This window comes from Dysgonomonas sp. 521, assembly GCF_010501055.1.
Classification (GTDB): domain Bacteria; phylum Bacteroidota; class Bacteroidia; order Bacteroidales; family Dysgonomonadaceae; genus Dysgonomonas.
Genome location: NZ_QVMO01000079.1, coordinates 1 through 19,158, shown reverse-complemented (window position 1 = coordinate 19,158; position 19,158 = coordinate 1). Strand labels below are relative to the sequence as shown.

At 41.5% G+C, this 19,158-nt stretch carries 20 protein-coding genes and 2 pseudogenes; 1 reads left to right on the top strand and 21 read right to left on the bottom strand.

Annotated elements, in window-relative coordinates; all coding sequences use genetic code 11:
• Positions 1-34: 34 nt before the first annotated feature.
• Positions 35-313: a hypothetical protein gene (locus D0T84_RS17850; RefSeq protein ID WP_163309216.1), complete on the top strand. Its 279-nt coding sequence runs from the start codon at positions 35-37 to the stop codon at positions 311-313.
• Between the two features lie 162 nt (positions 314-475).
• Here the strand turns inward: D0T84_RS17850 and D0T84_RS17845 are convergent, their stop codons facing one another.
• The 21 genes and pseudogenes from D0T84_RS17845 to D0T84_RS17745 all read right to left on the bottom strand — a co-directional run.
• Entirely contained in the window at positions 476-1,483 is a 1,008-nt protein-coding gene (locus D0T84_RS17845) for a 6-carboxytetrahydropterin synthase (RefSeq protein ID WP_163309215.1), read from the bottom strand.
• Between the two features lie 144 nt (positions 1,484-1,627).
• The gene (locus D0T84_RS17840; protein ID WP_163309214.1) at positions 1,628-2,020 is read right to left on the bottom strand and encodes a glyoxalase/bleomycin resistance/extradiol dioxygenase family protein; all 393 of its coding nucleotides are present in this window, start codon (positions 2,018-2,020) and stop codon (positions 1,628-1,630) included.
• 6 nt (positions 2,021-2,026) lie between these two features.
• Positions 2,027-2,650, bottom strand: a complete 624-nt coding sequence (locus D0T84_RS17835; RefSeq protein ID WP_163309213.1) for a bifunctional 2-polyprenyl-6-hydroxyphenol methylase/3-demethylubiquinol 3-O-methyltransferase UbiG — start codon at positions 2,648-2,650, stop codon at positions 2,027-2,029.
• The gene (locus tag D0T84_RS17830; RefSeq protein ID WP_163309212.1) at positions 2,647-3,894 is read right to left on the bottom strand and encodes a prenyltransferase/squalene oxidase repeat-containing protein; all 1,248 of its coding nucleotides are present in this window, start codon (positions 3,892-3,894) and stop codon (positions 2,647-2,649) included. Before D0T84_RS17830 ends, D0T84_RS17835 begins: the two co-directional genes overlap by 4 nt.
• Positions 3,895-3,939: 45 nt before the next feature.
• Positions 3,940-5,268 (bottom strand): aspartate aminotransferase family protein, encoded by a 1,329-nt coding sequence (locus tag D0T84_RS17825; RefSeq protein WP_163309211.1) that lies wholly within the window; start codon positions 5,266-5,268, stop codon positions 3,940-3,942.
• A gap of 15 nt (positions 5,269-5,283) precedes the next feature.
• Complete coding sequence (locus tag D0T84_RS17820) at positions 5,284-5,751, bottom strand: nucleoside deaminase (protein ID WP_163309210.1); 468 nt, start codon at positions 5,749-5,751, stop codon at positions 5,284-5,286.
• A gap of 132 nt (positions 5,752-5,883) precedes the next feature.
• Positions 5,884-6,337: pseudogene (locus tag D0T84_RS17815) on the bottom strand (PH domain-containing protein).
• A 32-nt stretch (positions 6,338-6,369) separates the two neighbouring features.
• The gene (locus tag D0T84_RS17810; protein WP_185155767.1) at positions 6,370-6,984 is read right to left on the bottom strand and encodes a M23 family metallopeptidase; all 615 of its coding nucleotides are present in this window, start codon (positions 6,982-6,984) and stop codon (positions 6,370-6,372) included.
• A gap of 147 nt (positions 6,985-7,131) precedes the next feature.
• Positions 7,132-7,593, bottom strand: coding sequence for a DUF3872 domain-containing protein (locus D0T84_RS17805; protein WP_163309209.1), 462 nt, complete (start codon positions 7,591-7,593; stop codon positions 7,132-7,134).
• Positions 7,594-7,606: 13 nt separating this feature from the next.
• Positions 7,607-8,191, bottom strand: coding sequence for a conjugal transfer protein TraO (locus tag D0T84_RS17800; protein ID WP_163309208.1), 585 nt, complete (start codon positions 8,189-8,191; stop codon positions 7,607-7,609).
• 2 nt (positions 8,192-8,193) lie between these two features.
• A complete protein-coding gene (gene traN, locus D0T84_RS17795) occupies positions 8,194-9,147 on the bottom strand; it encodes a conjugative transposon protein TraN (RefSeq protein ID WP_163309207.1) in 954 nt (317 codons plus the stop codon).
• 67 nt (positions 9,148-9,214) lie between these two features.
• Entirely contained in the window at positions 9,215-10,579 is a 1,365-nt protein-coding gene (gene traM / locus D0T84_RS17790) for a conjugative transposon protein TraM (protein ID WP_163309206.1), read from the bottom strand.
• Complete coding sequence (locus D0T84_RS17785) at positions 10,557-10,844, bottom strand: TraL conjugative transposon family protein (RefSeq protein WP_163309205.1); 288 nt, start codon at positions 10,842-10,844, stop codon at positions 10,557-10,559. The genes traM and D0T84_RS17785 overlap by 23 nt, the downstream gene beginning before the upstream one ends.
• An 8-nt stretch (positions 10,845-10,852) precedes the next feature.
• On the bottom strand, positions 10,853-11,476 hold the full coding sequence (traK, locus tag D0T84_RS17780) for a conjugative transposon protein TraK (RefSeq protein ID WP_163309204.1): 624 nt from the start codon (positions 11,474-11,476) through the stop codon (positions 10,853-10,855).
• Positions 11,477-11,564: 88 nt separating this feature from the next.
• Positions 11,565-12,566, bottom strand: a complete 1,002-nt coding sequence (gene traJ / locus D0T84_RS17775) for a conjugative transposon protein TraJ (RefSeq protein WP_163309203.1) — start codon at positions 12,564-12,566, stop codon at positions 11,565-11,567.
• A 3-nt stretch (positions 12,567-12,569) separates the two neighbouring features.
• Positions 12,570-13,190, bottom strand: a complete 621-nt coding sequence (locus tag D0T84_RS17770; protein ID WP_163309202.1) for a DUF4141 domain-containing protein — start codon at positions 13,188-13,190, stop codon at positions 12,570-12,572.
• 53 nt (positions 13,191-13,243) lie between these two features.
• The gene (locus D0T84_RS17765) at positions 13,244-13,558 is read right to left on the bottom strand and encodes a DUF3876 domain-containing protein (RefSeq protein ID WP_163309201.1); all 315 of its coding nucleotides are present in this window, start codon (positions 13,556-13,558) and stop codon (positions 13,244-13,246) included.
• A 225-nt stretch (positions 13,559-13,783) separates the two neighbouring features.
• The gene (locus tag D0T84_RS17760) at positions 13,784-15,607 is read right to left on the bottom strand and encodes a reverse transcriptase/maturase family protein (RefSeq protein WP_163309200.1); all 1,824 of its coding nucleotides are present in this window, start codon (positions 15,605-15,607) and stop codon (positions 13,784-13,786) included.
• Positions 15,608-16,191: 584 nt separating this feature from the next.
• Positions 16,192-18,576, bottom strand: a pseudogene (locus D0T84_RS17755) (TraG family conjugative transposon ATPase); the annotation flags it as partial.
• On the bottom strand, positions 18,569-18,904 hold the full coding sequence (locus D0T84_RS17750) for a DUF4133 domain-containing protein (protein WP_163307938.1): 336 nt from the start codon (positions 18,902-18,904) through the stop codon (positions 18,569-18,571). The pseudogene D0T84_RS17755 and the gene D0T84_RS17750, both read right to left, overlap by 8 nt.
• A gap of 11 nt (positions 18,905-18,915) precedes the next feature.
• Positions 18,916-19,158: DUF4134 domain-containing protein (locus D0T84_RS17745; protein ID WP_163309199.1), on the bottom strand; the 243-nt coding region annotated here is incomplete at its 5' end.

The following is a 19,158-nucleotide window of genomic DNA, read 5'->3' as shown; positions in this document are numbered from 1 at the left end:
CTTAAGAAAAAAACGGTAATTTTGTCAGACTAATTTGCACAGTGAGTGGGTGGGTATCACCGGAATCACTGGGTGGGTATCGCCGGAATATGCAGCCAAGACGGAGAAAGCCCCTAAAACAGCCGAAAAAGCCGTCAAAAAGGAAGTGAACGCCACCGCCCCGAAGTCGGAAACCACCAAGCCGAAAGGCAAGGAACAACCCAATCCGACCCAATCCGAGAAGAAAGAGGCAAACCCGATCCCGCAAGCGGATAAGATACTGATTGTTACCGTACCCAAAGTACAACCCAAAGCGGAGGCAGTAGCGGTATAAACCAAGTATTAACAAGGGGCGGGATTTCTCCCGCCCTATAAATAGACAATGATATGACAACAGTATATTCGGGGAGGGGAAACTTTGCCCAGACTTCTTTTTCCATGAGCCATTAGCAAGGCGTTATGCGGGAGAAAAAGAAGCAAAAAGCCGGATTAATGGCTAATCTTTTATATAAGCCTTAATATCATCCTTCACTTCTAGGAAGAAATAATTGTTAGGAGTTTCTTGAAGAGAAATGTCAAAAGTAGATTTATGAGTTGCTTTCTTAATTTGATCTTTAAAATATAGAAGAATATTTTCACCGGTCGTAATCATGTCTCCTATATTTAAAAGAGTATTAGGAAGCGATTGAATTAATATTTTTAGCAATTCCTTATCTTTAATAAAAGTATTTCTTGTTGTTTGCAAAGTAACTCCTATCCTATATCTATGCCCATGTTGTTCATTGCATTTACCAAAAAGATCAATATTTTCACGATAGGAAAGATTAGGATTATTTAGCCTATGCGAAAAATCAAAAAAGTGATACATTGTAATAAATATAAATTTATCCTTGAAGTATATTTCAAACAAGCCATTTAGCAAAAGCCATTTTACCGACAGGTTATTTTTAAGTATTTGATCTGACAATGTACATATTGTAGAAAATGAATCAATTTTATTTGGATTATATTGATTAATATAATCATTTATTACGGGTTCATTTTTAGATGCTATTTCAAATCTTATTGGATTTACAAAGTAGTTATCTAAATCCATTATACGAGAAATAGGGATGATGTTGTCACTTAATAAATATGTCTCAATAAAAAAACTCTGTTCATTTGCTTTTTTCTTTATTTTATGCCCAAACATTTCTGATATTGATATGCATTTTAATGCAACTCCATCAAATTCAATACTTGATATAATATTCCAAAAAGCATCTGTTAGATGCTTGAAAAATTCATACTTTGTAAAAGAATTATTTGAGATACATGTATGATCAAAAAGATCAAGTTTACTAGATACTATTTTCTTTATCAAAGAAACATCAATAATCATACCTGTCTTCACGTCTATACTTCCCTCAAATCCCACAATGACATTTAAGTTAAGACCAGACAAACTGTTCTTTTCCTTTGAATAGTACGCGATCGAAATCTCAAATTTTCTGGCAATAATCATTTGTATATTATAACAGTCTTAATAATACTTGTAAACAGTAAAATGCCAAAAGTTCATTATTTTACTCTTGGTAATTAAAAAGTCAAATGAAATCCGAAAATATCTTCGAATAAAATCGCTTTAACAATCTGACCCTCTTGTCTATTATTCTGCTGAAATTATAATCCTATAATTATCTGGGTCGAATATGCCAAATTCCACAGTTCCATAATCGGTTTCTTTTAAATCTGAAAAGAACTGTACTCCTTTATTCTGTAAAGAATTATACAATGTTTTTGCTTTATCAACATTGTCATATTTTAGAACAAATAGAGCTGTCGATGATAGTTGATTGGGAAATTCTGAGATTTCGTTCTGTGTTTCCTTATGATCTTGCATCATTATTCTCCGATCACCAATTTTTAACTGAGCCCAAGTATATGGAGGCTCATCTGGAGCTGCGAACTCGACTTCAAAATTCAAACTGTTTTGATAAAATTCAATTGATTTCGAAATATCTTTTACGATAAATTCTGGTACTAAATCTACTAATTTCATGATTTTTTATTTTTTAATTAAAATACTTGCAAATGAATGTCTATGTGGCTGCCCATGATCAAGATCTTCTTCTGAAAATTCTTGATAAAATGTAATAGTTCCATGATTCTTGAATAAATCTAACATTTCATTCCTGTTAAAGAAATGTTTTATTTGTCCCGAAAATTCACTAGCTGTTTCTTTGTTAATATAGCCATCATCATCTACAGTATGAACTTTTAGAAACAAGAAACCTCCTTCTTTTAAAGAATCAAATATATTATCTATGATTTTTTTATGAAAAACAGACTCAATATGATCTAAAATCGTGATCCCATAAACAAAATCGTACTTTTTTGTAGGTAAAATCATTTTTTGGATATCTTCAACATAAGCGTTTAAATGATGTGGTAAAAATTCCTTTATATCTTCTCGCATAAGAAGATTATTTATTGCATTAGCAGAACCATCTATTGCATCTATGGTAAATTGGTTTATAAGCATATGATAGGTGTCTCTTCCGTCACCACATCCTAATTCTAATGCATGCCCTTTAACGCCAAAACGCTTGATAACATACATAAGTTCTTCTGTAGCATTATATCCAAAGAGCATTTTTCTATCTTTATATGCCTCATTAAAATTATTCATACTTTTTCTTTTTTCTTCCAAGGCATATACTTTGTAATATATGCTGAAAATAGGTTTACTATAGTACCAAATATAATCGTTCCCAATATTATATTTTGCCAATTCTCCGGGATTTTATCCCACAAATTAATAATCCAACTCAATGATATAATATTCACAGGAAGTACTAACGAAATAAATAATAAAATTAATAACGAAATCAGTGCTTTTTTGTACCATGCAATGAGTTTCATGATGTATGGATACTTTACATTGGTAAAATATAATTCTGTGCAAATTAAAGAATATAAAGCTTCATTAGTTGACCATGTTGAAACATGGGAGCGTTTATTTGCTCCTAAATACCATTTCCCATCATGCTCTTGTGTTTTCATAAACCATGACTCTAATTTACGCGCATTTTTATTGTAGCGACCAGTAACAGATAACGCCTCAAGTACATCCGCTACAGTATTACTATTGTAAACTACTTGTCCTGATGAATTATCAGGAATATATGGCTCAGTATCTAAATTCCAAATTCCTTTATTATTTTTATTCTTAATAATGTACGATATAGATTCTTTGATATATTTATTTTGAGGAGAATATGCTTTTGTTTTCACAAGTGCAATAATAGCTCTTGCCGTGTAACATGGATCAGATTCCCCTCCAATCCCACCAGAAAAGCCAGCATCATCTTTTTTTAATGTTTTAATATAATTAATCGCACTTCTAACTGTTTTATTATTGTCATAATTAAATCCATGTGTAATATATCCTCTTAATACATATACTGTACTTATCACTCTTGAAAGGTTACCATTTCCACTATCAGAAGGTTCAACTCCCCATCCTCCATCTTTATTTTGAGTATTATTAAGCCATATTAATGCATCGTTTATCGAAGAAGAAATTTTTTGTGATAATTGTACATCATCTTTAAAGATATCATTTGCTAATGATAATGCCGATACAGCATGGCCAGTAGCCATCGCAGATCCTCTATCTCTACCTTTCAGTAAAGGCCATGAACCTTTATCTATTGTTTTATCAATCTGGGTATTTAGTAGGAATTTTATAATATCTTTTGCGAATAAAAAATATTTGTAATCATTGTATGGAGACAAAAGTATTGTTTCTAATGTTTCTGCAGAAGTCCAACATCCACTAGAATCACCTTCCTTTGTTGCTGGAATACCTTTATCCACATTTTGAATTGAATTTAAATACTTAAATCCATCTAAAATTATTTTCTGATTCATGTGTTATTTTATTTTAATCATTATCAGAATGTGTGTTTGAAAATATCAAATTGTTTTCACATACTTTGTGCAAATATCAAATATATGGGTAAAATTTTCTTTTGGCATATTGAATGGAGGACAAAAAGCAACACAATTACCAAAAGGAACACCTGTTATTAATGTATATATATTGTTTGACAATAAAAATTGATTAAAGCGTATAGCTTCAGGCGCATTTCTTTCCTTATTGCTTTTATCTGAAACAAACTCAATAACAGAAGCAGACCCCATACCTCTAATGTCTCCTACTACATCTACATTTTTTAGAATTTCAGAAAGTTCTTTTCTAAGGAATTCCCCATTGTCAAATGATTTTTGCAACAAACTTTCTTGCTCTAAAATTTCAATTGTAGAAATTATGGATCTACATGAAAGCGGATTACCTTGAAAAGTGCTACCATGCAAAGGGACTAATCCCTCGTAATCAATAGCTTCCATTATTTTTGAAGAAGCTATACACGCTGCAGAAGGAAGTCCTCCTCCCATAATCTTTCCTACACAAGTAATGTCGGCTATAATCCCGTCATAATCAGAAGCTAGCCATTTTCCACATCTACCAAACCCAGTGAAAATTTCATCAGTAATTAGTAATATGTTTTTTTCATCACAAAATTTTCGTAATTGCGCCAAAAAACCTTTCGGGGGTACTATATACCCGCTTGCATTTTGCATCGGCTCGACTATCACAGAGCCTATGGGGAGTCCTCCAGAAATTTCGCCTGATACAATTTCATTTAATTGATCAATAGTGGCTTTTAACAATTCATCATCATTCCCTTTATTACATCTATATGAATTAGGATATGGAACAAATGTAACATTATTGGGAATTAAGGGAAAGAATGGATCGCGAAAACAATTATGGCTAGTAACAGATAATGCACCTAAGGATTGTCCATGAAAAGCACCATAAAAAGATATAACACCCGGTTTCTTTGTATATGCATAACTTAACTTCAAGGCTACTTCTATTGCTTCAGAGCCTGATGTTGTCAATAGTACTTGAGAATTTTCCTGTCTTCCAACTGCTTTTTTAATTTTTTCTAACGCCAACAAATATACTTCGTATGGATTTATCTCACACATTACATGAGAAAGTGCTGAAACTTGATCAATAATGCTATCAACTAATACGGGATGCGAATGCCCTATTCCCAATACTCCAAAACATGACGTGCAATCAATTAATGTATTTCCATCAACATCAAGAATATTTGAGCCTTTTGCAGATTTCCAAAACGTAGGAATATTTCCTTTTCTGGTTGCCGAAATACCACAAGAATCGACTTGTCTTAATCGATTGGATAGTTTTATTGAGTTTGAGTTTTTCATGGTATAGCTTAAATATTATAAATCACCATATTTATCAGTAAATTCTTCAAATAAATGTACGAAATCGTTTCGTAACACATGTTCTTTTATATTAACTCCCAAACCTAAGTCAACATTTAATTTCTTAATTGTAACGTTAATATCTCCAGAGTTAAATTTAATTGCATCAGAGATATTAGCACCAAATACTATATTTTTAATACCAACCGTTTGGATTGCAGAAAAACACATGATACAGGGTTCACAACTACAATAAATGGTAGCATCCGCAAATTTATCATTACCAAAATGCTCACAGAAATTCTGAATAGACATTATTTCTGCATGTAATAAAGGGTTTCCTGTTTTTTTAGTATTATTTCCTTCCAACGTAACAATCTCATCATTCAATGTTATAGCAGCTGCAAAAGGACTCTCTGCACTCAATAACGATTCTCTTGCTTTATTAAGAACAATTTTCATTATGGCAATGTCTCTTTCCATAGATACGCTAAAATTTAACTTAAAATAATCGCAAAAATACTCATAAAAAAGCACTTGGCAAAGAAATATTATCAAGTGTTTTTCAATAACTTACCCAAAGTTGTTTATTCATCAACAAGTTCGCACTTTCGCTTACCCTATTTGTGTATTTATCTCCCTCCAGAAAGCCAGCGGATCGGCAATATAAGGGTATGAACTTGTAATGCCTCCGGTAGTAACCGTAAGTAACCGTAATCGTTCCAAATCCGAATATCCGTCCCCAAACGCTTTGTTTTATATGCAATCCCTCGCACTTTGCCAGAACCAAATCTACCGCCTTGCGGCTGATAACACCAGTTTTAAGTACCACACGTTTATTGGTTACGGCATACGCCGAACCTATTTTTACGAGTAGCCTTTGCACGAGAGATACCACTCCAATAAATAACAGGAACAACCCGCCATAATGCAGTACACCTGTTTCAGAACCATACAGCCACCATCCCAATAACAGAAGGACGAGCGGTTGCACAAACAGGAAGAAATGCAGCTTTGCAACATATTTTATTTCTTCCCCGGCTTGTAAATTATTCTCTATGTAGTTCATAATCTGTTGATTTTTCGTAAATATAAGAAGTTTCATTTATTACTTTGGTATTTTACCTCCTGTATTTTCATTACAAACAACAGGTAGCACCATCCGGTCGGATTCAGGAAGCGATTACCTTTCCGTATTTCATAATGTAGGTGGTTGCCCGTTGCTATCCCTGTACTACCCACGCAAGCAATTTTCCGGGCTATCTCTACCGAATCGCCGACATTTACCATTGTCTTGCTTAAATGTGCGTAAAATGAACGGAAACCGCCTGTATGCTGAATTTCAATATAATTTCCATATCCCGAACAATACCCCTTTCGGGTTACAACACCGTTACCGGAGGCATACACGGGAGTACCTTTAGTGCTTGATATATCAATCCCTGTATGGAATTTCCACACCCTGTAAATCGGATGATACCGCATTCCAAAGCCCGATGAAATACGTTCCGGCTTTCTAATCGGAAAAATCACGGGATAGTTGCATAGCTCGTCAATAGATAGGTTCAGCGAATCCGCTATCAGCCGAAATTCCGTTGCAGAATAAACCTGTTCCGTGAATTTTTCTATCTCCGGTTTCCTGTTTAGAGAATCGCCCGGCTGCCCTGATGCAGGCAAATACAATAAGGCGATAAAGAACATTAGTATATATTTCATAGTCTGTTTGAATGAAAGTAAGCACCCGAAATACTCCGGGTGCTTTCCTGTTAGTCTATTTCCTCTCCCCACAGCTCTACGTCTGTCGGGGCATTCATCAACGACCGGGCTATACATAGCCAGCACAGGGCATTGAATACGATATAACTACAAATTATCATTGTCATCGTCCGTATTTTCTTCCGTTTCGTCCTCTCCCTTGTCATTCTGAAACGAGAAAGTTTTTTGTGCCACCTGCCCGTGATTATCTTCGATATACACGTCAATTACCTGCTGGTCGGAACAATGCGAAGTGTAATACATTCGGAATGTTTCTTTTGTCAATGGATAAAGGTCGTTCGGCAACAATACCCGTCCATCATCCAACCGGAGTTCGCCTACTCCGTCAGGCTGGAACATCCGAATAAAAAACTTCGTGTCCTGATAATCTCCTTCCTTTACGATCCGGCAACGGATTTCCGCTACCTCTCCCTGAACGATTTTTTTCTGAACCGGCATAGTAACCAGATCAAATGCGTAAACCTTATTAATATCCATATCGTCAGAACAGGCACAGACTATTGCACCCAGCAATAGCGTGTATAAAAAATATGCTGAAAACTTTTTCATTGTACTTCTATGTTTAATTGATTATAAATTTCAGCCCGATACCGAACTGCGTATGGAAATGCCCCGTAGAGTTGCCCCACAGGATGCGTTCGCGCCCTGTCAGGAGCAATACTATACGGTCGGACAGATAGGTTTCCAGTTCCAGCGTGATAGCCCCACCGTAGATAAATGCGTCTTTGTGCCGGAGCGTAGAACCGTCATACAGGGTCTTTTCTCCCCAATTCGATGTTTCGTACCCGGCAAGGGCAGAACCACCCAGCGAAAGCAGAAAAGTCTTTGACGGATCGGACAGGATTTTCAGATAGTAACCGACTTCAGCGGTAAACTGTGAAACCGGAATGCGGATTGTCCGGTACGGATAATACCGTTCCATAAACTCCGCACCGAATACCCACTTATTACCATTCTTCGCATAAGTAGCCATTGCTGCGCCGAAGCAATATCCGGCTTCGTTATCTAATGCAGACGAATAGATACCGTCCACCATTCCCGATGTTACCTGTATGCCCCGCATACCCGGTAGTTGACGTTGTGCGTGTGCTTGGTCTGTAAAGACCAGGCACAACACAACCGCCATAATAAAAGATAGCTGCCTCATGGTTATTTCACTTTCAATTCGTTAATAACCTTTGCCCGTACCAAATCGGCATTATCGACCGTGAACCGCTGATGTCTGCCGCCCTCCTGCTCATTCAGCTCAATAACAAGCATTTTATCATCGGGAATCGTAAATTTCGGCAGGGTGAAAATCGTGCGCTCCGTGCGCTTACCGCCTATTACCATCAAATTATTATAGGCTCGAAGCGGCCAGATCACCTGTTCTTGAATAGCGGTACGTTTGGCGACCTTTTTATCTACGATTTTGAACGTGATAAAATCTATATTGAACGGCACGTTAGATGAGTTTTTCAGTTGCAGGTGGAAGTACAACAGCCCGTTATGGGTATAAACACCTTTTAACGTATGCTGTATTCCGAAACGCTTACTGCCTAAATGCTTTATTTCCCTGTCATTATTTTTGTAGATGGACTGCATAATCAGCTTGACAAGTAACGGCGATTCCTGTCCCAATTCCTCCATATAGACGGCAAGGGCATTGTTCGGACGGTTCACTGCCTCCCCATCATGCAGGAAGTCGGTCATTTCCACCGCCAACTTTACCGGTTCGTCCGCATATTTAACATTGAACGTGTAATATGCACCATCTTCGGTAATGACGGACAGATTACTCTCACAGCTGAAATCCCGTAAAGCGGCTTTCACTCTCAACACGTTTTCCGTTCCGTCCGCTTTCGCCGCGAGAAGATCTGCCGACCCTAAATCGACATACCTAATCGGCGCAGGGAAAATAACGTGAACGGTCTTGTTAAACGTAACTTCCAGCGCATAGGGCGGTATCATCCGGTCAAAAGTCAGCGGACGGGTAAAGCCCTGATAGTAGTCGCCCGTTGTGGGTTTAGTTTCTATTACGGTAGCCGTATCATTGTCTACTTCCTGCGCGTTGGCTGCAAATACGCTCACCGCAAGGGTGAACATCAAAAAGATTCGTTTCATACTTTTAATTCTTAATTCGTTAAACATTGATTTTTTAGTGGGGGTCGCAGACCCATTTGTTATTTTGTTACTCTGTTTTAGGAAGCAGTAGTAGTTTATGATTGGCTTTCAGCGTAACCTTAACCACGCTCATTTTCTTACTCACATACTGCGATGCGCCTTGTATAAGGCTTTTCCCTATATCGGCGGCAAACTGCGAGCCCGCATCATCAGTAATCGTAATGCTCGACCCTGCCGATTGTGCCATTTGCGAGGCTATTTCTTTGGCAGCTTTTATCTCATCGGAGTTGGGTACGGAGATACCCCTTTGCCCGTCCGTGTCGTACACTTGCAGTTCAACCGGAATAATGTTGCCTGCATATTGAATAGAATTAATTGTAACCTCCATTCGTTCGCTACCGATACGGCACGCCCCGGTAACAATCGAATTTACAGGGATAAGGATATTTCCTGCTTGCATCGGCTCTAACAGCCGGATTTGCACTTCTCGTCCGCTTGTCAGCGTTACGGTTTGGTTCACACAGGCACGGATGCTGTTTTTGTCTTTCACGCCCTCGTTTCCGGCAGCAGTGAAAAATCCCATATTACGGGGCTGGCTGAATGATTCGATAAACTCATCGTCCGACATCGGCGCAGCCAGTAGTGAAACTACATTGTGGCGCACCTGCTTTACGGGCTGAACATTTACCTTGTCTTTCGTAGAGGGAACAGCGTTACTGTTTTCGGTTTGTCCTGCCTGCGGAGGCATATACCTCGCCGCCATCGCATAGGATTTTTCCAGTAGTGCCGTTTGTTCATCCTCTGCGGCTTTCCGTGCTTCGGCTTCTTCCAGCTTGCGTTCGAGTTCACTCATGCGCTCTTCGACAGCGAGTTCCTGTGCGTTCTTCCCGGCAGGTTCTTCGTACCATTCTCCCAACTGCTTATTTATATCCTGATAGGCATTTGCGGAGGCTTGCAAGTTATTTACAGGTTTCGTTTGCCGGGCAGACGGGTTTTCGTAATACTCCGGCTGATTGGATTCTGCCTGCTTTGGTTCTTCCGCTTGGTCGAACATGGTCGAAAAGTCCTGCAAAGAACGCATCCGTTCCTGTTCCTTTTGCCTCATGGCTTCCTGTTCATAGGCATTGCGTTTATCCCCGACTATCCCTTCATCTTTGGGTACGGGTAGTTCGGCATTCAAGCCCGACAGCCCTTCGACCTTAGTTTCGTCTTTGTTCGAAGGAGCGAAGATCAGCCACATCGCACCGCCGAAAATCAGGAAGAACAGCGGCATTATCAGCATCTTTTTACGCTTTTGCTGCTCCGCTATCGTCAATTCTTTTTTAGGTCGTTTCAGAGGCTCTTTTTTCCCTTCCGGCGTGGATGGTTGTGCTACGGGAGCATCCGCCGTTTCCGGCGGTGGCGTTCCTTTATTCAAATTCTCCTGTTCCATTATAAACTTTGTTTTGATTGTTAATACTATCCCTTTGCTGCTGTTGCAGTTTCAGGGTTTCTATCTGCTCTATCTGCAATTTCCGTCCTTTGTCTTTACCTAAATTGTAAATGGAAGAAACAGTCATGTAGATAGACAGCCCGCTGAATACTATTAGCATCGTAACGATTAAGATTACCCGTGCATCGGGGCTTAGAGGTCTGACAATACTTCGCAAGCGGTCTTCCAACCACTCGTTTACACGTTGAATTATTTTCCGTATCATATCCGCACCTACCTTTCCGTTACCCGAATGTCCCGGTTTTCCACGATCTCGAATTTCTCCATAGTGAAACCGTGCGGGTTATTGTCCGAGCGTACCGAGTTAATCAGGTTGCAGCGGGTAATCAAACTCCGTTCGGTCATGTTCGATTGCCGGAGGATCATCTGCCGGGCGTATGTTACCGCCGTATAGGGGTACACATCGAAATTGCAGGCGATACTATCCACCTGTACGTTCTGATTGATGTTACCCGAAACGATACGGTTGTAATACCCTTTTTCCGCCATGTCCTGATAGTATTTGAAAGCACTTTTATCGACAAGGAACAACGCCCTGTTCACATTGCTTTCAATGGCTTTTTTGTCGGGCGAGAGCGTGAAGAACAGTTCGTGAAACCGCTTGACGTGTTCCCGTGCTTCGACAGGGCGGTTCTGTGAAAGGTCTTGCGAGAGGGCAAGCATCAAAGACTTGCCCCCGTCCAACACGTAGATACGCTGGCGTTGTGCTTCGGCGAAGCTGTATGACGACCATACGGAATATCCCGTAATGGCGGCACACAACACCAGAAACACGATACCGAAAAGGCGTATCTGCTTGAATGATGTTTCTATATTCTTTAAACTTTTGAACTCCATATTTTTAATTTGTTAATGAGATAATTAGCCAATATACCAATGCCTTTATTCTTATTTTATTAGTACATTGGCATATCGGCATATTGATTTATTTCTTGCCTAATAATCGTCCGGCTACGTTCCCCGCAGCGGCTCCGGCTACACCTCCGGCAAGGGCAGCTCCTTTACTTGCCGCCGAGTTTACTCCGCGTGTACCGCTACCACCTCCGGCTTGAATTACCCAGCCCGCAACGGTCGGTATAGAGAAGTATCCGATAATGCCTATAATCAAAAAGATTATATACACACCGTTACTGCCATCCGGCACGTATGACGGGTCTTTCAATAGCCCTATATCCATTTGTAGCATGAGTGCCTGAATTTTAGACAGCACAGCCGAAAACAGATCGGCGACAGGTAGCCATAGGTACACGCTGATATAGCGTGAAAGCCAGTTGGTAAGCGTGGATTGGAAACCGTCATAAACAGAGAGGGCAAATGCCAGCGGCCCTAAGATTGACAGCACCACTAAGAAAAAGGTGCGTAAAGTGTCAATCGTAAGGGCTGCGGCATTGAACAGCAGTTCAAAGAAATCCCGGACTAATTGCCGGAACCACATTTTCATGTCGTACCATTTGCGTTCGCCCCACATACTGATAATCTCGCCCATTTCCCAGATTCCCAATTCTTCCATTTTCCGGTCGTAAACCTCGTCATCGACCAACCATGCTTTGCCCTCGCGTACCCGTGCATCGTATTCCAGCGCGTCTTTCTCCGCCTGTAATGCCTGCACATCCGTTATCTGCGATTCCAGTATGGTATGTGTTCCTTTTACCACAGGCGACATTACGGCGTTAATTGTACCGAGTACGATTGTGGGAAAGAACATAATACACAAGCCAATCGCAAAGGGACGAAGCAGCGGATATACGTCTATCGGTTCTGCCCGTGAGAGGGCTTGCCATACGCGGGAAGCCACATAGAACAGCGCACCCAGACCCGCTATCCCTTTGGCGACACCGATCATGTCGCCGCAAAGGGGCATCATTTCCTGATACAGATTCCGTAAAATCTGATGCAGGTTTTCAAAATCTATTGCTAACAACATCATGGCTTACCAGTATCTATCGGATGGATCACCATACAGGGAGCGTACCCGTTCCATATCGCCCGATTCCTGACTGCGGATAAAGGAGACGGAGATACTTTTCTTGGAAAAGTAGCTCACAAGGTTGCGGTGTTGCACCATTTTGGTATGTATCTGGTCTATGATTGCCATGCGTTCGGCATCGGTCATGGAAAGCCCGTTGGAGGCTGAAACGATATTCTTTATATCCGACAGCAGGTTTCCGCTCTCTTTCAATAGTTTGGAATATCCGTTCGATATGGCTTCCAGTTCCGAATGGGTGAAATTCTTATCCGTCAGCATCTTATTGAAGTTGGTAGAATATATCCGTGATATTTCGCTGACCAACTCTACCGTTTCCTTTACCTTGCGGGCATCCTTTATCAGATTATGTACCGACTGTAATTTGTCGTAATACTCCTTGCCTTGGTTATAAATCTTCTGCATTTCCTTGAAACTGTTGATTACATTGGATGCAGTCGTAGCCGTTTTGGAAACCGTCAGTATATTTTGAGCAAGGTTTGAGGGGTCGATGACCGCCCATTGTGCTTTTGCCTCAAAGCCGAAGAAACTAACGGCTAATACAAGGCTTAAAAGAATCTTTTTCATTGCTATATATTTTTAATTGTTATTTACTTGGGGGAAAAGATCAGCCCGAAAGACTAATCCTCTGCCCGGACATATTCACCGAAAGCGGAAAGCAATAAGACCTCCCGCTCCCGGTCATAAGCAATTCCGATACGCCCGTACAGGTCGATGTAGTACAAACCGAACAAGCAATACACCGTACAATCACAGACCACCTGCGGGTTGTTGTAAGTAAGTTCGATACGGATGCCTCCCCGCTTGCGGGAAGTGTTGCGGTAAATTCTTACCGCAGGCGCACCGTCCGGGCTTACCCAACGCCCCGTAATCTCCCGCAGGTGAAAATCCTGATATGCGGCGCAAGGGTCGGCTATATTACATTTGCTGAACATGGCTTCTCGTTTTAGTTGCGTTTACTTTCGGCGAGCTGTTTAATCGCCAGTTCATAATTCCCGTCCAGTTCGTCCGTTTTTTTGAAGACTTCCATCTTTTCGGTTTCCTCTGTCGTATAGGTGTAGGCTAAGTACCCAGCGCCTTTCCATATTTCTATGGTAGGTTTCCGAGCACTCGCCCCCGAACCGGACTTACAAGTCTCCCTGTATCCGGCTCTCCACCAATTAATTCAGCCTGATTCGTCGGTCGGGGTCTATTTTTGCATGACACTTCGAGCAGACAGCTAAAGTCTTTCGTCTCCGGGCTATCATTTTCTTTTCCCAGTCGGACTTACCTTTTAGGTCTTTGAGTTTGCGGACATGGTGCATTTCGAGTTTTTCGGTAGCACCACATAATTCGCAGACTTGGAGTTTCAGCCTTTCCATAAGGCTGTTACGTCCGCCTGTTATGGAAACTGTCCGTGGAATAGTGTCGCAGTAAATATTCCCTGCAACCTTTTTGCGTTTGAAACCATCGCGATAGAATGATTGGTAAAGTGTTTTACCCTTGCTATTTTCATATGCCACTTGGAAAACCTTATTCTTTTTATATTTCAGAAGGATTTTCTTTACAGATGATTTGTATTTATTTGCAAATACTTTATACATGCTGTATGACATAATGTGATAGAAAGAATTGATAACGTAGCTGTTATTAGCTATCGAGTAGTAATTGTAGAACCCTCGGATTTCGGCATTGAACTGGCTGACTATTTCCAGGTCATCCAAATTCAGCATGTACGTTCTGACGATAGACTTCCAAACTTCTTTCCCATTTACAACCGCAATTCTTGCGACTTTATAGTCGAAAAGTTTCTTCCGCATCGTTTCAAAATTCAGATACAAGACTGGTTTATGCCCGTATACCCTGACTGTTCTACCGAACTTATCTTTGCGTAAATCATTATTCCTGCGGATAAATACATCGTATCCGAGGAATTTGGCGGGATTCTGTGCATTGGTTATCAGTGTCTTTTCTTCTGACAATTCCAGTTTAAGAGCTTCGTTCAAATAATTCTTAATGTCCTCTTTTACTGTTTTGCAGTCATCCAGACTACCAATGATTCCAATCAGAAAGTCATCTGCGTATCTCACGTATTTTAACCGTTTGATACTGCTGTCCATTTCATTACGTGCCGGATAATTGTTCCGTTCTTCCCGTAGCCGCTTAATTTCAGAGGTCATCTGTTCCCTTACCTTTACATCTTTTTCATTCTTTAGTTTCTTCGCCAGTCGGTACCTCTGCTGTTCGTAAAGCTTGTATCGAGCGTCGCCTTTCCTTATTTCCCCTTTATTGAATCGATTAATGTATTCCTTCATGTATTTGTCGAACTTGTCGAGGTAGATATTAGCCAGTATCGGGCTAATAATCCCACCTTGCGGAGTTCCACTGTACGTTCTATGAAATACCCAATCTTCGACATAACCGGCATTCAGGAACTTCCTGATGAGCCGTAAAAATCTTTCATCGGCGATTCGTTCCCGAAGAATATTAATCAATACATTGTGATTAATATTATCAAAGAAACCTTTAATATCACCTTCGATAAACCATTTCACGGCTGTGAATGTCTTTTGTATATCTATAAGTGCAGTATGGCAGCTTCGTTTGGGACGAAACCCATGCGAAGTATGTTCAAAACTGCCTTCATAAATTGTTTCAAGTATCATTCTAACTACTTCCTGTACCAGTTTATCATCAAAAGAGGGTATGCCAAGCGGACGTTTTTTACCATTTTTCTTAGGTATATATGTCCTTTTGGACGGATTAGGCTGATAAGTCTCATTTTTAAGACTATCAATTAATTGTTTAACTCGGTCAATGCTCATTCCGTCAATGGTTTTACCATCGGCTCCTGCCGTCATATTGCCTATTTTACTGTAAATATTCTGATAGGCTACATAAAACATTTCTTCGTTAAACAGCACTCGATACAGCCGTTCAAACTTGTAGCTTGAATCACCGCTGTGTTTACTCAGACTGTTCAACACATTCTCTGGATTTCTCATGTCTCTCACATTTTCCTTTAAATTGTTAAACTTAATTGGCTGCTTCCCTTCGCCATGTACAGGACGTTACCCTGCTCAGACTACTATGGAAGCTCCGTTGCCATGCCGGATATTCAGGGGCAGACCCCATAGCCTTTTGGGCTGGCTTTCCGGTTTAGGCAATCCCCGTTTAGAAATTTGACAACTATTTGGCTCGATAGATTGTCGGATACGACTTTTGTCCTTTACTACTTATGGTAGTTGCCTTGCGGTAAGTTTAAGCTACTCCTGCTACCTCTCATCAGTGTAGTACCGCAACATGACGGTATAATTCCGAAGAATTATTTAACTGTCTTCCGTCATTGCCCAAGATAAGACTGCTCAGACTATCGTTCAACCAATACAGGCTTTATCCTCATATCTATCATTTTAACTTGCCATTCGGTCGCAGCCTGACAGTTGGCTGACTTATGGCTTTACCAACGTGCTATGTTCCCTTTTGGGGTTTCCCCCTCCGGTAAGCGGTTGTTAATGGGCATTCTAAACACTTGCCCAGTCGCTTGCCAAAGCGACATTCGTCAAATTCCCTTTTACGGGCGCACCAGGTATTCTTCGCCGCTTACTTCGGTAGCATACACCGCCGATTGAACACCGCCCAGCCCGAACCATACTTCTTTGTAAAACCTGCCGGGATGGTTTGCCATATTAATAGAAAGGATTTGCCCTTTCTCTTTGTCAGTCAGACCGAGAAGCGATTGGATTACATCAAAACGGTTCATGAATTTGCGCTGGTCTAAGAGGATTTTGCAGTCGGAGTTATTGATGATTGCCTCTTTCACGATGGGCGAAGCGATAATATCGTCCACCTCCTGCGTTACGACAATGGCTTCCCCGAAATATTTTCTGACTGTTTTATACATATATTTCAGGTATTCAGCCATGTTCGCCGAAGAAAGAGCCTTCCATGCTTCCTCTACGATAAGCTGTTTACGAACACCTTTTAACCGCCTCATTTTCTGGATGAACGCGTCCATAATAATGATCGTTACCACAGGAAAAAGTTCCTTATTCTCTTTAATCGAATCAATTTCAAAGACGATAAAGCTCTTATTCAAAAGGTCGATGTTTTGCTCTGAATTGAGCAGAAAGTCAAAACGCCCGCCCCGGTAATACTGGCGAAGGGTAGTCAGCATATTGTCGAGGTTAAAATCCTCTTTGCCGACCTTGATTTCCCTTTCTTCCAGTTCCCGGCGGTAATCGCCCAGCATATACTCATAGAAAGTATTGAACGAGGGTACGATACTCCGGTCTGCCCTGATGCGCTCGATATATGCCGATACCGCGCTACCGAGTTCGCCGGATTCCGTTTTACTTACCTTGTCGTCTTCGGACTTCCAGAGGGTTAAAAGCAGCGTTTTGATGCTGTCTTTTTTCTCCACATCGAACTTGTAATCGTCTGTGTAAAATGGATTAAAAGAGATAGGGTTTTCTTCGGTATAGGTAAAATAGATGCCGTCCTCACCTTTGGTTTTCCGGCGTACCATTTCACAAAGTCCCTGATAGGAGTTACCCGTATCGACCAGAACTACGTGCGTTCCCTGTTCCCAATACTGGCGAACGAGGTGGTTCATAAAAAAGGATTTACCGCTACCGGATGGCCCCAACACGAACTTATTTCGGTTGGTGGTTATCCCTTGCTTCATAGGTAAATCCGATATATCCACATGGAGGGGCTTACCGCTCACACGGTCGCACATCTTTATACCGAAAGGCGAAAGTGAACTTTTGTAGTTGGTTTCCTCTGTGAAAAAACACAGGGCAGGTTCGATGAACGTATAGAAACTTTCCTCACTCGGAAAATCCCCTGCGTTGCCCGGCATAGCCGCCCAATAGAGTGTAGCCGCATCCGTTGTATTATGACGGGGTTTGCATTCCATAAGGGCAAGCTGCGAACCGACATCATTTCGGATATGTTTCAATTCCTCCGCATCTTCCGACCATGCCATTACATTAAAGTGCGCCCGGACGGATGTAAGCCCGAACGAATGTGCTTCGTTCAGGTACTTGTCTATCCATTCCTTATTGATTTGATTCCCGCGTGAATAGCGGGATAAGGACTGCATATTGCGGGCAGACTTCTCAAACTTCCGCAGGTTTTCTGCCGAATCGTCCAGAAAAATGTACTGGTTATACACATGGTCACATGAGAGCAGCAACCCTACGGGTGCTGCAAACGACAATCGGCAATCGCTCCGGTCGGTGGATAGCTTTTCATAGCGCATATCCGTCCCGACTGTTCCGGGCAAGTCCTCCACATCGGAAATCGTATGCAGGCATACTTTCTTTGCTCCGATGCGAAGCCCGTCTGCTCCGAGTTCCATATCCTCTAAACAGGTTGTATCATCCAGCGAGAGGGCAAAGTATTTTTCCACCAATCCGGGCTGGCTTTCCGTTCCTGTGATCTCATCCGAAGTCAGGCGGGTAAGACTTATAAATCCCGAATCGTTTACAATGCGTTCGAACTGTCCGACCGCTTCCAAAAACCGGGTAGCCGTGTCTTTGTTTACCTCTTTAGGTATGATATTTCCCCGGCAAAGGCTTGAAAAGTTGCTCTGCATACGCATACGCTCCTTTGTCGTTTTTGTCAGGAACAGGAAACAGCTATGATTCAGGTAGGGACGTTCATTGAAGTGGCGTTCAAACGAGCGGGACAAAAAGCTCATATCTTCCTTGTCCGTTTCGGGTTTGTAGGTTTCCTTTACGAACCAATCCTGCTTATGGATAACCGCATAGTCGGGCAAAACCTTAATCGCTTTCGCCCATGCCGAGTGTATGGCTTCATATTCTACGGCGGTAACGGTGAATAGTTCCGGCAGATCGACACGGAAGGCTACCGTTATATCCGCGTCTTTGGATATGATGCAGCCGTGTTCCACAGCCAACAGCGGAAACTTGCTTTCGATGGTAGCCGCTTTCATTACATTACGCATCGCGCACCTCCTTCTTTTTAGGTCGGCTGAACAAGCGGCGGGAATTTTTGCGGTTTATCAGGTAGCGGGGGTGCTGGCGTTTTGCCAGCACTTTCATTAATCCGTACTCCCCGTATTTCGCATTGAGGTTGAAAGTCAGCCATACCAAAGCGGAGGCGGCGATAACGCCGAAGCCGATGCAGACCCACTGGTCTACACCTGCCATATACATAATCACAAAGACCACGAATACAGCCAACAGACCGCCCGCAAAGATGAATAGATACTGACTTTTCAAGCCCTTAAATTCCACGCTCTTGCCTATGCCTTTATTAATATTATGCTCCATAGCTTGAGCGATTAAAGGAAGAAGGAGCGTAGGATGGTGGCGGCGACAATCAGGAAGATACAAGCACCAAACCAGCTTGCAGCCGTTTTGCTTGTGTCGGGATCGCCCGAAGAGAACTTGTTATAGACTTTGATTCCGCCGATAAGTCCTACGACCGCACCGATGGCGTAAATCAATTTTGTGCCGGGATCGAAATACGATGTTACCATATTGGTAGCTTCGGTAATACCCCCGATACCGTTACCCTGTGCAAA